Origin of the sequence: Anaeromonas frigoriresistens (genome assembly GCF_016820655.1) — a bacterium.
Lineage (GTDB): Bacteria > Bacillota > Clostridia > Tissierellales > SIT17 > Anaeromonas > Anaeromonas frigoriresistens.
Window position 1 is genome coordinate 242864 of the sequence record NZ_WSFT01000053.1, and the last position, 12978, is coordinate 255841.

The following is a 12978-nucleotide window of genomic DNA, read 5'->3' on the forward strand; positions in this document are numbered from 1 at the left end:
GAAATAATGAGCAGAAAACAATATTTAACAGGAAAAGAGAAGGCAGCAATACTACTGATAACATTAGGACCAGAAAAATCTGCTGATATATTTAAACATTTAAATGAAGAGGAAATTGAAGAATTAACATTAGAAATTGCAAATATGAGAAAAGTATCTCCTGATGATAAAGAGAAAATCGTAGAAGATTTTTATCAAATGTGCGTAGCACAAGAATTTATATCAGAAGGTGGAATTAATTATGCTAAAGATGTATTAGAAAGAGCTATGGGTAGTCAAAAAGCACTTGACATTATAAATAAACTTACCACATCACTACAGGTAAGACCCTTTGAATTTATAAGAAAGGCAGACCCAGGACAATTATTGAACTATATTCAAAATGAACATCCCCAAACTATAGCATTAGTGCTTTCTTATTTATCTCCAGTACAATCTGGACAAATACTATCAAACCTTAATCATGAAAAACAATCTGAAGTTGCAAAAAGGATTGCAGTAATGGATAGAACTTCGCCGGAGATAATTAAAGAAGTTGAAAGGATTTTAGAAAGTAAATTTTCTACTATGGTTAATCAAGATTATACATCTGCAGGAGGAATTGAATCCATTGTTTCGATTTTAAATGCTGTGGATAGAGGTACAGAGAAACATATTATGGAAGAATTAGAATTAGATGATGCAGAATTGTCTGAAGAAATTAGAAGAAGAATGTTTGTATTTGAAGATATAGTCACACTAGATGGTAAATCTATCCAAAGATTTATTAGAGAAATCGATAACAGTCAATGGTCTATTGCATTAAAAGGAGCCAGTGAAGAAGTTAAGGAAGTTATATTTACCAATATGTCAAAGCGCTTAGTAGAAATAATAAAAGAAGATATGGAGTTTATGGGCCCAGTTAGATTAAAAGACATAGAAGAAGCACAACAAAACATTGTAAATGTAATTAGAAAACTAGAAGATGCTGGTGAAATTGTTACACCAAGGGGAGGAGATGAAGTAATTGTCTAGAATAATAAAGTCTTCTCTTGTAACTGAAGCTATTGAGGAAAATAATAAAGTCCAAAGTAATAATATTGAAGATAACTATTTTGAAAAGCAATTTTTGCAAAAAAAAACCGAGATATTAAATGAAGCTAATAATAGAAAAGAAGATATCATAAAAAAAGCTAATATAGAAGCACAGAAGATTATTGACCAAGCAAATGAATCAGCAGAAAGAGTTTTACAAGATACTTATGATAAAAGTGCTCAAATTATTGATGAATTTAGAGAAAAGGGATATGAAGAAGGATATCAAGGTGGATACAATGATGGTAAAAATAAATCAGAACTATTGATTAATGAAGCTATTGAAATTAAAGAAGATGTTATAAAAAGTAGAAAACAGATGTTAGAGACTTTAGAGGAAGATATTATAGAAGTAGTAATTAAGTCATGTAGTAAAGTGATTAATAGATTATATGATGAAGACAAAGAAATTATTTTATCTATTATTCAAAAAGGACTAGATAATTTAAATAATCCTTCAAAAATTTGTATTAAAACCTCTAAAGAAGATTATGACTTTTTAGAAATGTATAAAAATAAGATTAATGCTATGGCAAATTCTGTTGAAAAGATAGAAATAGTTATAGATAAACATATACATAAAGGTGGAATAATTATTGAAACTCCTGAAGGAAGTGTTGATGTAGGTATTGATACTCAAATAAATGAATTAGAAAAAATACTTAAAGAATTATTAAATAGCGAGTGATTTTATTATGATAAATCTTAAGAAATATATAAATGGAATTGAAGACATTGATTTTATTAAATATAGAGGATTGGTTACAAAAGTAACTGGACTAACTATTGAATCCAATGGACCTTTATCTAAAATAGGTGAATTATGCTATATATATCCTTATAATTCTAAAGAGCCTATTATGTCTGAAGTGGTTGGATTTAAAGAAGATAAAATATTATTAATGCCTCTAGGTGAAATGGAAGGAATAGGTCCTGGAAGTATAGTTGTAGCAACTGGAGAATCATTAAAGGTATCAGTAGGGTATGGACTTATAGGAAGAGTACTTGATGGTATGGGTAACCCTATTGATGGTAAAGGTCCTATAAAGATCAATGCAAAGTATCCAGTATCCAATCTTCCACCTAACCCTTTACAAAGAAACAAAATTAAGGACGTACTTCCCTTGGGAATAAAAGCTATTGATGGTATGTTAACCTGTGGAAAAGGACAAAGAATTGGCATTTTTGCAGGTAGTGGAGTTGGTAAAAGTACTCTTATGGGAATGATAGCAAGAAATGCTTTAGCAGATGTAAATGTTATTGGATTAATAGGAGAAAGGGGTAGGGAAGTAAGAGAGTTTATTGAAAATGATTTAAAAGAAGAGGGATTAAAGAAATCTATAATAGTTGTAGCAACTTCAGATCAACCAGCATTAGTCAGAATGAAAGGTGCATTATTAACTACAGCAATTGCTGAGTATTTTAGAGATAATGGTGAAGATGTAATGCTATTAATGGATTCATTAACAAGGTTTGCAATGGCACAAAGAGAAGTTGGACTAGCTATAGGAGAACCACCTGTTACAAGAGGTTTTACTCCATCAGTTTTTGCGATATTACCACGATTATTAGAAAGAGCAGGAAATTCTGATAAGGGAACAGTCACAGCTCTATACACAGTTTTAGTGGATGGAGATGATATGAATGAACCTATAACGGATACTGTAAGAGGGATACTTGACGGACATATAGTTTTGTCCAGGGAATTAGCAAATAAAAATCACTATCCAGCCATTGATGTTCTAGCAAGTATAAGTAGAGTTATGCCTAATATAGTAGACTCTACACATAGAGATACTGCCAATGAGCTAAAAGATATATTATCAACCTATAAAACCTCTGAAGATTTAATAAATATTGGTGCTTATAAACAGGGTTCTAATGGTAAAATTGATAGGTCTATAAAATTAATAGATGAAATTAATACATTTTTGACTCAAGATGTAATGAAGAATTACTCTTATGAAGACATAGTAAATTCAATGAATAATATCGTTAGAGAATAAAGAGGGTGATTAAATGGGGAATTATGATTTTAGATTACAAAATGTCTTAGATTTTAAATCAAGTATGCAAACACAAATGGTATCCAAATATAATGATGCAAAAAAAATATTAGAAAAAGCTGAAAATGTACTAATTGATTATAATATTCTAAAAAAGAAAATAGAAAATGAAAAAAATAATTTAAGTATGTCTGGTAGAATTAAAGATCTAAAACTTTATAATCAATATATAAATCAAATTAAATTTCAAATTGAAGAACAAAAAAACCATATAAAAGAAGCTGAAATAAATGTAGAACTTGCTAAAGAAAATCTTGTAGAAGCAGCAAAGGATAAAAAGATATTTGAAAAATTAAAAGAAAATGAGTTTAATAAGTATTTAGATAAAGAGAAAAAGAAAGAAGCAATTATAGTGGATGAAATAGTCACATATATAAATAGTAATAATTAATGGGTGATGAGATGAAAAATGAAAAAATAAGTGGAATAATTAAAATAATTTTAGTAATTATTATAGTCTTTATCTTAATTCCTATAGTTACATTAACAATATTCTATAAAACTAATAGCGAATTTAAGGTAGAAGCAAATAAATTCTTGAGAAATATGCCTGGTTCAATAGGAGATTATTTCAATCAATATCCTACTACAGCTGAGACAAAAGATAAAGTATTATACATATCAGAGCATTTTAGCACTATAGATCCAGACTCTGCAGCTGATAAATTGTATATTATAAAAAAAGACAACTCAGATTTGTATTTTAATATAATTCAACAAATGAATAAATTATCACCAGATAAGACAGAAATCATTATTAAAAAGGTTAGAGACATAGAACTTCGAAAAGATTTATTAATTTCAGTTTATGATGAGATTACTTCTACAAAAGAAAATGAACTGCAAGAGGATGTAAAGAAAATTGAAGGAATGGACTTATTAGTTGCTAAAAATATCATTTTAGAATATTACAATAATGAAAATTTCAAAAGAATTAATGAAATTTTTGACAGTATAAGTATTGATAGAGCAGTTGATTTACTCTACTATTTTGATGAGGATGTTTATGATTATATATTAAATAATATTGATAATAATAAAAGAATAGAAATTAGTATCAAACTTACTGAGAAGAATTTAGAAATGGAGAAGTTGATTAGGCAAAGTGAAATATATCAAGTCAATAACAGTACTGACTCTTTAAAAGAAATTGGAAATGAAGATACATATAATTTCAATCAATTATCAATAGTATATTTAAATCTAACTACTACAAAAGCTGCTGAAATTTTATCTCAAATTGAAGACAAAGAATTTATTGAAAGTTTATTTACTGAGATGAGAAATATTGAACTTTTGAAGGATATTCTTGATTCTCGAACTGTTAAAATAGCTAGTGAAATTGAGCAAATAAAAGAATACAATAACAAGTTACAAGAGCTGGTTAAGATATATCAAAAAATGGATAGCAGTGTTGTGGCCTCTATAATAGAAAAAATGTTTAAAGAGGATGCCAAATTAGCTGTAGACTTAATAGGGCGTATGCCCAAAACTAAAGTAGCTGAAATAATGAATTATGTAGAAGCAGATATATCAAATGAACTATCAAAAAAATTGACATTAGAATAGTTTCATAATAATTGAAAGGAGGTGAAAAAAATGAATAGTATGATAATATCAACACAGTTTAAAGGGCCTTCTAATAATGCTAAAGAGAAAAATACTGTAAAGAATAAAGACACTGAATTTAATGACTGCTTGAAGGGAGCATTAAGTAAAAATCAAAATGAAATTAAAAACTCAAAGCAGAGTATTAAAGAAGAAAAAGCTAATGAATCTAATAGTAAAAATGAAATAAAAGAAAAAAAATCAGAAGAAAAGATTGAACAAAGTGATGAAGTAAAATCTAATGAACAAGATTCACAAGAAAGTGAAAATATACAAGATAATATTCAGCATTTATTCTATCTTATAGACTCTATTATTGAAGATATTAAACTAGATAAAATAAGTGCAGATGATCATGCAAAACTACAGAATATAGAAGAATTAACTGATAATATCAAAATGTTATTTTCTCAAAAAAATTTAGATGTTAATAATGAATATTTAGAAAAAGTAATTAAAGATCTTGATATCATAAGTAATAATTTACTTAAAAGTAATCTAGATAATATTATTAATACGATACAAATATCCGAAAATAAAAGTATGGATTCCATCAGCAGTTATATTAAAGTACTAGAAGACCTAGAATCTATTATTAATGAAATTAAAATTAATGTAGAGGAGAAAAAGATTGAAACTAATTTTGATTCAGAATTAGTAAGCAGAGAGAATAAAGATATAGATAAAGTAAAACTTTCTCAAGTTAATTCAGATATTACTGAAGAAAATAAAAGTTCTACAAAGATTAATGATATACCAATAGAGATTAATAAAAGAGAAGTATTACAAGAAGATATGCCTAAAAATTATCAATCTAATTACAATGAAAATGACAATAGCATAAAATCTAATTTTATAATCGATTCTAAGGTAGAAATAATTGACAAAACAGCTACCAAATCAACATCAGTATTAATGGATAAATTTGAAGTAATTAATCAAATTAAAGAGCAAGTAGTATTCAATAATAAAGGTGATATACAGGTTGCTAAAATTAATTTAAAACCTGAATCTTTAGGAGAAGTAACAATAAATCTTAGTATGCAGGAGGGAAGCGTTACTGGGAAAGTATTAGTTGAAAATCAAGATATAAAAGCATTGTTAGAAAATAATATTAATCAATTAAAAGAAGCAATCTCATCTAAAGGAATAAATATAGAGGGGTTTAGTGTTTCAGTTGGTAAAGACTCTCAATCTCATAGTAATAACAATTTTTTCTCTCACAAAAAGAAAAAAATTGATATAGATTTAGATGAATTAAGTGATAGTGACTATATAGACATTATATCTAATAATTATCAAGAGGCATTCAGTGAAAAAGGTTCACTAGATATTACTATATAAAAGGAGGTACCAAAACATGAGTATAGAAGGAACTTCGAATAATACTTTGGTATATGATATTAACCAAAGTAAAGAAAGTATTAAAACAGAAACAAATAAAGGAATGTTAGGAAAAGATTCTTTTTTAGAATTACTGGTTACTCAATTACAAAATCAAGATCCATTAAAACCACTAGAAGATAAAGAATTCATATCACAGATGGCTCAATTCAGCACATTAGAACAATCACAAAATCTTAACAAATCATTACAAGAGTCACAGGGGAAAATTATAGAAATAATGAATAGCTTACATAACAAAACTACATCTAATAATGAGGAATTAATAGAAGACATAAAAGAAATAAAAAATTCAATAAAAAATTTAGTACAAGCCTATGAGAATAGTATTTAGTATGGAGTGGAATTAATGAAAACATACAACATTCATCAGATAAGTTCTAATATAACTAAAAGTAAAATTGATAACAAACAAAAAAATGATAAAAACACTTTTGATCAAATATTAAAAGATGTTGAAAATATTAAATTTTCAAAGCATGCAGTAAAAAGAATGGATGATAGAGACATATCTATTAATAATGAAGATGTATTAAGAATAAATCATGCTATGAATCAAGCAAGAGATAAGGGTGTAGATCAAGCTTTAATATTAATGGATAATAAAGCTTTCATTGCAAGTGTCAGAAATAACACTATAATAACTACAATTAATTCAGAACAGCTTAAAAATAACGTATTTTCAAATATTGATGGAGCCGTGATAGTATAGCTGGACCTTCATAGGAAGCTATTAATATCTGACTGATAGATGATATTGCACGGAATATAAGGAGGTTATATAAAATGATGAGTTCAATGTATTCTGGAGTATCGGGTTTAAGAACCCACCAGAAAAAAATGGATGTTATAGGTAATAATATTGCTAATGTTAATACTTTAGGTTATAAAAAAGGACAAGTTACTTTTACAGAAGTTTTTAGTCAGACCATCCAAGGGGGAGGATCTCCTCAAGGAGGAAAAGGAGGAACTAATCCTCAACAAGTAGGGTTAGGTGCTCAATTAGGATCAATTAATACAATACATACCCAAGGGGCAGTACAAAGAACAGATAGCCCTACTGATCTTATGATAGATGGGGAAGGTTATTTTATAGTCTCTGATGATGAGAGTTTTGATAACAGATACTATACAAGAGCAGGAAATTTCGCATTAGATAAAGATGGACATATTGTTACACCAGATGGTATGAAAGTATTAGGATATGAAAATGGGGAGCTAAAACCTTTAAAAATTAATAAAACAGAAACAGTAGCACCAGTAGCATCTAGTCAAATAGGGGTATTAGGCAATCTAGATTCAAGATTACCAGATGCTGATACTGATAATGACTCAGTGATTGATAATGAGGATGGAATTTATCATACTGATACTACTATTAAAGATAGTTTAGGAAATCAATATAAAGTTAATTTTAAATTTGAAAAGAGTGATGGAAACACGTGGAAATTAACAGTTTCTGACTTAGAAAGTTTAAATGGGGGAGATCCGGTTACACCTAATCCGGCAATAGGAACTATTGATGTTGAATTTGGACCTAATGGAGAAATTATTTCAACAACTCAGTTTGATATCAATTTTGGTGATGGTACAAATGAACCTGCATATTTTGGTACAGGCCCTGATGTTGCTGACAATAAAATAACTGTAGATTTATCACAAATAACTCAATATGCTAATGAAAATGATGCTAAAGGATTTGATGGTGGAAAGGATGGGGGTACAGAGGGAGCATCCTCAGGTATTCTTACTGGGTTTTCAATAGATACCTTTGGTGGAATTACTGGTACATTCAGTAATGGTATGAATAAAGGTTTAGGCCAAATTGCATTAGCTAAATTTGACAATAACTCGGGTCTTGAAAAAATAGGTAATAATCTATTTAAAGGATCCCCTAACTCAGGTGAACCTCAACTTTCTACAGCTGGAAGCAGTGGCTTAGGCGCTATAAAATCAGGATCATTAGAAATGTCAAATGTAGATCTTTCAATGGAATTTACTGAAATGATTACTACACAGAGAGGATTCCAAGCAAATTCAAGAATAATTACTACTTCTGATGAAATGCTTCAAGAACTAGTTAATCTTAAAAGATAAAATCTAGGCCTAGATTTTTTATCTAGGCCTAATTAAAGAGGTGTAGAATGATTGAACTTAACAGATTAAATGGTGAAAGAATATATTTAAACCTTGAGTTAATTGAATTAATTGAAGAGACTCCTAACACTGTAATCAGAATGACAAATGGTAATAAATACATAGTTATAGAGAAGGGTGAAGAAATAATTGATAAAATTATTAATTTTAGAAAGCAAGTAAAGAACATATTTTAGTAAGAAATGAGGTGTAAGTTTTGGATTTAGGTACAGCTATTGGTTTTTTTGCAGGACTTGGATTTATCATATTTGGTATATTATTATCAGGGGAATTAATAACATTTGTAGATGTTGCATCAATTTTAATTGTTATGGGAGGTACAATCGCATCAACCTTGGTAAGTTTTCCTCTTAGTAAAGTAATAGCTTCTATAAATGTAGCTAAACATGCTTTTACAGATAAAAAGATAAACGGTAGTGAAATAATAGGTGAGATAATTAACCTTGCTAATGTTGCAAGGAAAGAAGGTCTACTTGCATTAGAGGATGCAGCAGAAAACTTAACCGATAATTTTTTAAAAAAAGGTATTCTTCTCATTGTTGATGGAACAGATCCAGAACTTGTAAGAAATATCTTGGAAACAGAACTAGTTTTTATAGAAGAAAGGCATGAAGAAGGTCAGAAAATATTTCAGACTATGGCAAACTTTTCACCTGCCTTTGGTATGATAGGTACATTGATTGGATTGATAAATATGCTACAGCAACTTGATGATCCAACTACTGTAGGTCCTAATATGGCAGTAGCGTTAATTACAACTTTCTATGGTACAGTTTTAGCTAATCTTGTATTCCAGCCAATTGCTAATAAACTAAAAGGTAGAAGTAGATCTGAGTTAATTGTTAAAGAAATGATAGTAGAAGGCTTATTGTCTATACAATCAGGTGAAAATCCTAGAATAATAGAAGAAAAACTAAGTACATTTATCCCACCGGGTATGAGAGAGAAGAGTGATGAGTCACCTGAAGGAGAGATAGCATAATGAGAAGAATCAAAAAGAATGATAATTCTCAACAAGCTGGATGGTTGGCTACATATGCTGATATGGTAACATTATTGCTGTGCTTTTTTGTATTATTATTTAGCTTTTCTACTATAGATGCTCAGAAATTCCAAGAGATTATGAATTCATTTCAAGGTAATTTAGGTGTACTAGAAGGGGGTAAAACATTAGATCAAAATGAGTATGTTGAGCCTGAAGTAAGTAAAGAGAGCATAGACAGTGAAGATATGAAAGATTTTGCTAAAATTGAAAAGTACTTAGAAGACTATTCTAAAGAGAATAATCTACAAAACAAAATAGAAATACAGTATAATGAAAGAGGGTTAGTTATAAGAACTAAAGATAATATATTCTTTGATTCTGGAAAAGCTAAAATCAAGGATGATGCACTACAACTTTTATTATACATAGGACAAATATTAAACTCTGAAGAATTATTAGAAAAACAGATAAAAGTGGAAGGTCATACTGATAATGTGATAATGAATTCAGACGAATTCCCTTCTAATTGGGAACTATCAGTAATAAGAGCTACGAATGTATTAAGACTATTAATAGAAGATACAAAAATTAGTCCTAATAGAATATCCGCTTCTGGCTATGGTGAGTTTAGACCTATTGCTCCTAACGATACAGAGGCTAATAAAGCAAAAAACCGTAGAGTAGATATAGTGATTCTTAAATCTGGTGTAATAGATTAGAATCTCGAAGGAAAAGGAGGCCGTTTATGTCTTTTAAAAAGATATTATTAATTTCATTAATTATTTTTATTCTATTAGTTATTATTTCTGGAACTGTATTTGGAATTTTCATGCTAAAAGATGATGAAGAAAAGAAATCAGAAGATTATTATTATAATGTAGGACAGATATATAGTAACTTGGATGACTCAAATAGAATTTTAAAACTAAATCTTACGGTATCAACAAAAGAGGAAGAATTAATAGAGACTTTTAGTAGTAAATCCTTTTTAATTAAAGATGAATTATATAAAATTTTAAGAAATAAAAAGATAGAAGATATTCAAGGAAAAGAAGGTCAATTAGAATTAAAAAAAGAAATTATTCTAAATTTGAATAAAATATTCACTACTGATAAGATAAACAACATATACTTTGACGAACTAATAGTACAATAAAAGGGGGTAGATACCTTGTCGGAAGTATTATCCCAAAAGGAAATTGATGCATTATTGAATGCATTAAATACAGGTGAAGTTGATGTTTCTGAGATGAAGGAAGAAACTTCGGAAAAAAAAGTTAGGAATTATGATTTTAGAAATCCTCAAAAAATAGCAAAGGATCAATTAAGAACTCTAGAAATTATTCATGAAAATTTTGGAAGACTATTTCAAACTTTTCTATCAGGTTATTTAAGAGCACCCGTAAAAATGTCAGTTCTTACTGTTGATCAATATGCTTATAGTGAATTTAGTAATGCAATTGCAAATCCCGCTTTCTTATCAATTATAGATTTTAATCCATTACCTGGAGAAGTTATTATTGATATTTCAACAAATATAGCATTTACAATAATAGATAGACTACTAGGTGGAAAAGGGGAAAAAACAGAAGAAAGTAGAAATTTCACAGAAATAGAACAAAATTTATTAAAGAATTTAATCTCCAAGTCAATCAATTTAATATCTAGAGCTTGGGAAAATGTAATAGAAATTAATCCTTTATTAAAAAAAATTGAAACTAATCCACAATTTGCTCAAATAGTTTCACCTAACGAGACTATTGCATTGATTACTCTAAGTTTATCAATTGGAAAAGTAGAAGGAATGCTGAACTTTTGTATACCTCATGTAGTATTAGAGCCCATTTTAGATAAACTAAGCACTAAATTATGGTTTTCAAGCTCCCAGAGAAAAGGAAATGAAGAAAGTGTTGATCTTATAGAAAATAGACTAAAAACAGCAAAAGTACTAGTAAAAGCAGAAGTTGGAAAATCTATTTTAAATGTTAAAGAAATACTAGAACTAGCTCAAGGAGATGTAATAGAACTAGATAATTTTGCAGGGAATAATGCAAGAATAAAAATAGGTTCTAATTTAAAATTCTTTTGTGAACCAGGGAGTATAGGAAATAATGTAGCAGTTAAAATAACATCAGTAAAAAGGGAGGGTGACGAAGTAGATGAATAGTAATATGCTTTCTCAAGAAGAGATAGACGCACTATTAAATGGTGATATAGGTGATACTAAGGTAGATGATACTAAGGTGGATGATAAAGATATTATGTTAACAGAAGAGGAAGTTGATGCATTAGGAGAAATTGGGAATATAAGTATGGGTACAGCAGCTACTACATTGTTTACGCTGTTAGGACAAAAAGTTCTTATAACAACCCCAAAAGTATCCACCACTAGTATGAAAAAGCTCTCTCAAGAATATCCAAGTCCATATGTGGCTGTAGATGTAAGCTATAAAGTTGGACTAGAGGGATCCAATGTCCTAATATTAAAAACCAATGATGTAAAGGTTATAACAGATTTAATGATGGGTGGAGATGGAACAAATACTGATAGAGAATTAAGCGAAATGGATCTAAGTGCAATAAGTGAAGCCATGAATCAGATGGTAGGTTCTTCTAGCACATCTTTATCTGAAATTTTTTCAAAAAAAATAGATATAGATCCTCCAAAGGCTTTTGAGATAAAATTTGATGAAAATATAAATGACATAGAAATTTTTAATACAGAAGACGAACTGATTAAAATATCTTTTAAAATGATTATTGGAGATTTAGTAGATAGTGAAATAATGCAATTAATTCCTATAGAGTTCGCTAAAGAACTAGTAAGTGAACTATTTAAAAACGATAGTGATGAAGATGTAACTGATATTGTAGATGATAAAGAATGGGAGGAAGATTACTCCGATACAGATTCCTACGAAGAAGTGGTATCTGATATTAACTATAGTGTCAGAAGAGAAGAGGCTAAAGTAAAAGAAAAACCTAGACAAGCAGTGAATGTTAAAAAGTTTGAGTTTAATAATTTTGATAATAAAGAAAAGGCAATATATAATGAAAGTATTGATTTAGTACAAGATATACCTATTGAAATAACTGTAGAATTAGGAAGAACAACAAAGAAAATAAGTGAAATATTAGAATATGGTCCGGGAACTATAATAGAGTTAGATAAATTAGTGGGAGAATCTTTAGAGATTATGGCTAATGGCAGGGTCATTGCAAAAGGAGAAGTTGTTGTTATTGATGACAACTTTGGAGTAAGAATTACGGATATAGTCAATCCATCAAAAAGATTAAAGAAACTTTAAGGAGGAAGAAAAATGGGAAAAAGAATACTAATAGTAGATGATGCAGCTTTTATGAGAATGATGATCAAGGATATTCTCACAAAGAATGGATATGAAGTAGTAGGTGAGGCAGAAAATGGTGCTAAGGCTATTGAGAAGTTTAAAGAATTAACTCCTGATTTAGTTATAATGGATATAACAATGCCTGAAGTTGATGGAATTCAAGCAGTAAAAGAAATAAAAAAAATTGATGGCAATTCAAAAGTAGTAATGTGCTCAGCCATGGGACAACAAGCTATGGTTATAGAGGCTATTCAAGCAGGAGCTAAGGATTTTATTGTTAAACCTTTTCAAGCTGATAGAGTAATCGAAGCTGTTAATAAGGCAATTGGATAAA

At 29.0% G+C, this 12978-nt stretch carries 16 protein-coding genes; all 16 read left to right on the forward strand.

Annotated features, from left to right (window positions below; genetic code table 11):
• The first annotated feature begins 6 nt into the window (after positions 1-6).
• The 16 genes from fliG (at position 7) to GOQ27_RS15400 (ending at position 12977) form a co-directional block, all read left to right on the forward strand.
• Positions 7-1014, forward strand: coding sequence for a flagellar motor switch protein FliG (gene fliG / locus GOQ27_RS15325; RefSeq protein ID WP_203367753.1), 1008 nt, complete (start codon positions 7-9; stop codon positions 1012-1014).
• Positions 1007-1762, forward strand: a complete 756-nt coding sequence (locus tag GOQ27_RS15330; RefSeq protein ID WP_203367754.1) for a FliH/SctL family protein — start codon at positions 1007-1009, stop codon at positions 1760-1762. The genes fliG and GOQ27_RS15330 overlap by 8 nt, the downstream gene beginning before the upstream one ends.
• 7 nt (positions 1763-1769) lie before the next feature.
• On the forward strand, positions 1770-3080 hold the full coding sequence (gene fliI, locus GOQ27_RS15335) for a flagellar protein export ATPase FliI (protein WP_203367755.1): 1311 nt from the start codon (positions 1770-1772) through the stop codon (positions 3078-3080).
• Between the two features lie 13 nt (positions 3081-3093).
• Positions 3094-3531 carry a flagellar export protein FliJ gene (gene fliJ / locus GOQ27_RS15340; RefSeq protein WP_203367756.1) on the forward strand — a complete coding sequence of 146 codons (438 nt, stop codon included), beginning with the start codon at positions 3094-3096 and terminating at the stop codon, positions 3529-3531.
• The gene (locus tag GOQ27_RS15345; protein ID WP_203367757.1) at positions 3531-4709 is read left to right on the forward strand and encodes a MotE family protein; all 1179 of its coding nucleotides are present in this window, start codon (positions 3531-3533) and stop codon (positions 4707-4709) included. The genes fliJ and GOQ27_RS15345 overlap by 1 nt, the downstream gene beginning before the upstream one ends.
• A 30-nt stretch (positions 4710-4739) precedes the next feature.
• A complete protein-coding gene (locus GOQ27_RS15350; protein WP_203367758.1) occupies positions 4740-6092 on the forward strand; it encodes a flagellar hook-length control protein FliK in 1353 nt (450 codons plus the stop codon).
• A 16-nt stretch (positions 6093-6108) separates the two neighbouring features.
• Positions 6109-6486 (forward strand): flagellar hook assembly protein FlgD, encoded by a 378-nt coding sequence (locus GOQ27_RS15355; RefSeq protein WP_203367759.1) that lies wholly within the window; start codon positions 6109-6111, stop codon positions 6484-6486.
• A 15-nt stretch (positions 6487-6501) separates the two neighbouring features.
• Positions 6502-6864 (forward strand): TIGR02530 family flagellar biosynthesis protein, encoded by a 363-nt coding sequence (locus GOQ27_RS15360; protein ID WP_203367760.1) that lies wholly within the window; start codon positions 6502-6504, stop codon positions 6862-6864.
• A 74-nt stretch (positions 6865-6938) separates the two neighbouring features.
• Complete coding sequence (locus GOQ27_RS15365) at positions 6939-8249, forward strand: flagellar hook protein FlgE (RefSeq protein WP_203367761.1); 1311 nt, start codon at positions 6939-6941, stop codon at positions 8247-8249.
• A gap of 47 nt (positions 8250-8296) precedes the next feature.
• Positions 8297-8485 carry a flagellar FlbD family protein gene (locus GOQ27_RS15370; RefSeq protein WP_203367762.1) on the forward strand — a complete coding sequence of 63 codons (189 nt, stop codon included), beginning with the start codon at positions 8297-8299 and terminating at the stop codon, positions 8483-8485.
• A 20-nt stretch (positions 8486-8505) separates the two neighbouring features.
• Positions 8506-9291 carry a motility protein A gene (locus tag GOQ27_RS15375; protein WP_203367763.1) on the forward strand — a complete coding sequence of 262 codons (786 nt, stop codon included), beginning with the start codon at positions 8506-8508 and terminating at the stop codon, positions 9289-9291.
• Positions 9291-10013 (forward strand): flagellar motor protein MotB, encoded by a 723-nt coding sequence (locus GOQ27_RS15380; protein ID WP_203367764.1) that lies wholly within the window; start codon positions 9291-9293, stop codon positions 10011-10013. The genes GOQ27_RS15375 and GOQ27_RS15380 overlap by 1 nt, the downstream gene beginning before the upstream one ends.
• A gap of 26 nt (positions 10014-10039) precedes the next feature.
• Positions 10040-10450, forward strand: a complete 411-nt coding sequence (locus GOQ27_RS15385; protein WP_203367765.1) for a flagellar basal body-associated FliL family protein — start codon at positions 10040-10042, stop codon at positions 10448-10450.
• A gap of 15 nt (positions 10451-10465) precedes the next feature.
• The gene (gene fliM, locus GOQ27_RS15390) at positions 10466-11461 is read left to right on the forward strand and encodes a flagellar motor switch protein FliM (protein ID WP_203367766.1); all 996 of its coding nucleotides are present in this window, start codon (positions 10466-10468) and stop codon (positions 11459-11461) included.
• Positions 11454-12602, forward strand: a complete 1149-nt coding sequence (gene fliY, locus GOQ27_RS15395) for a flagellar motor switch phosphatase FliY (protein ID WP_203367767.1) — start codon at positions 11454-11456, stop codon at positions 12600-12602. Before fliM ends, fliY begins: the two co-directional genes overlap by 8 nt.
• Positions 12603-12614: 12 nt before the next feature.
• Complete coding sequence (locus GOQ27_RS15400) at positions 12615-12977, forward strand: response regulator (RefSeq protein WP_203367768.1); 363 nt, start codon at positions 12615-12617, stop codon at positions 12975-12977.
• Position 12978: the final 1 nt, after the last annotated feature.

Bases quoted from the DNA above. Each gene is read 5' to 3' on its own strand.
- GOQ27_RS15365 (WP_203367761.1), top strand. From the start codon at position 6,939: ATGATGAGTTCAATGTATTCTGGAGTATCGGGTTTAAGAACCCACCAG.
- fliY (WP_203367767.1), top strand. From the start codon at position 11,454: ATGAATAGTAATATGCTTTCTCAAGAAGAGATAGACGCACTATTAAAT.
- GOQ27_RS15385 (WP_203367765.1), top strand. From the start codon at position 10,040: ATGTCTTTTAAAAAGATATTATTAATTTCATTAATTATTTTTATTCTA.
- GOQ27_RS15380 (WP_203367764.1), top strand. From the start codon at position 9,291: ATGAGAAGAATCAAAAAGAATGATAATTCTCAACAAGCTGGATGGTTG.
- GOQ27_RS15370 (WP_203367762.1), top strand. From the start codon at position 8,297: ATGATTGAACTTAACAGATTAAATGGTGAAAGAATATATTTAAACCTT.
- fliG (WP_203367753.1), top strand. From the start codon at position 7: ATGAGCAGAAAACAATATTTAACAGGAAAAGAGAAGGCAGCAATACTA.
- GOQ27_RS15345 (WP_203367757.1), top strand. From the start codon at position 3,531: ATGGGTGATGAGATGAAAAATGAAAAAATAAGTGGAATAATTAAAATA.
- fliI (WP_203367755.1), top strand. From the start codon at position 1,770: ATGATAAATCTTAAGAAATATATAAATGGAATTGAAGACATTGATTTT.
- GOQ27_RS15400 (WP_203367768.1), top strand. From the start codon at position 12,615: ATGGGAAAAAGAATACTAATAGTAGATGATGCAGCTTTTATGAGAATG.
- fliJ (WP_203367756.1), top strand. From the start codon at position 3,094: ATGGGGAATTATGATTTTAGATTACAAAATGTCTTAGATTTTAAATCA.
- GOQ27_RS15355 (WP_203367759.1), top strand. From the start codon at position 6,109: ATGAGTATAGAAGGAACTTCGAATAATACTTTGGTATATGATATTAAC.
- GOQ27_RS15350 (WP_203367758.1), top strand. From the start codon at position 4,740: ATGAATAGTATGATAATATCAACACAGTTTAAAGGGCCTTCTAATAAT.
- GOQ27_RS15360 (WP_203367760.1), top strand. From the start codon at position 6,502: ATGAAAACATACAACATTCATCAGATAAGTTCTAATATAACTAAAAGT.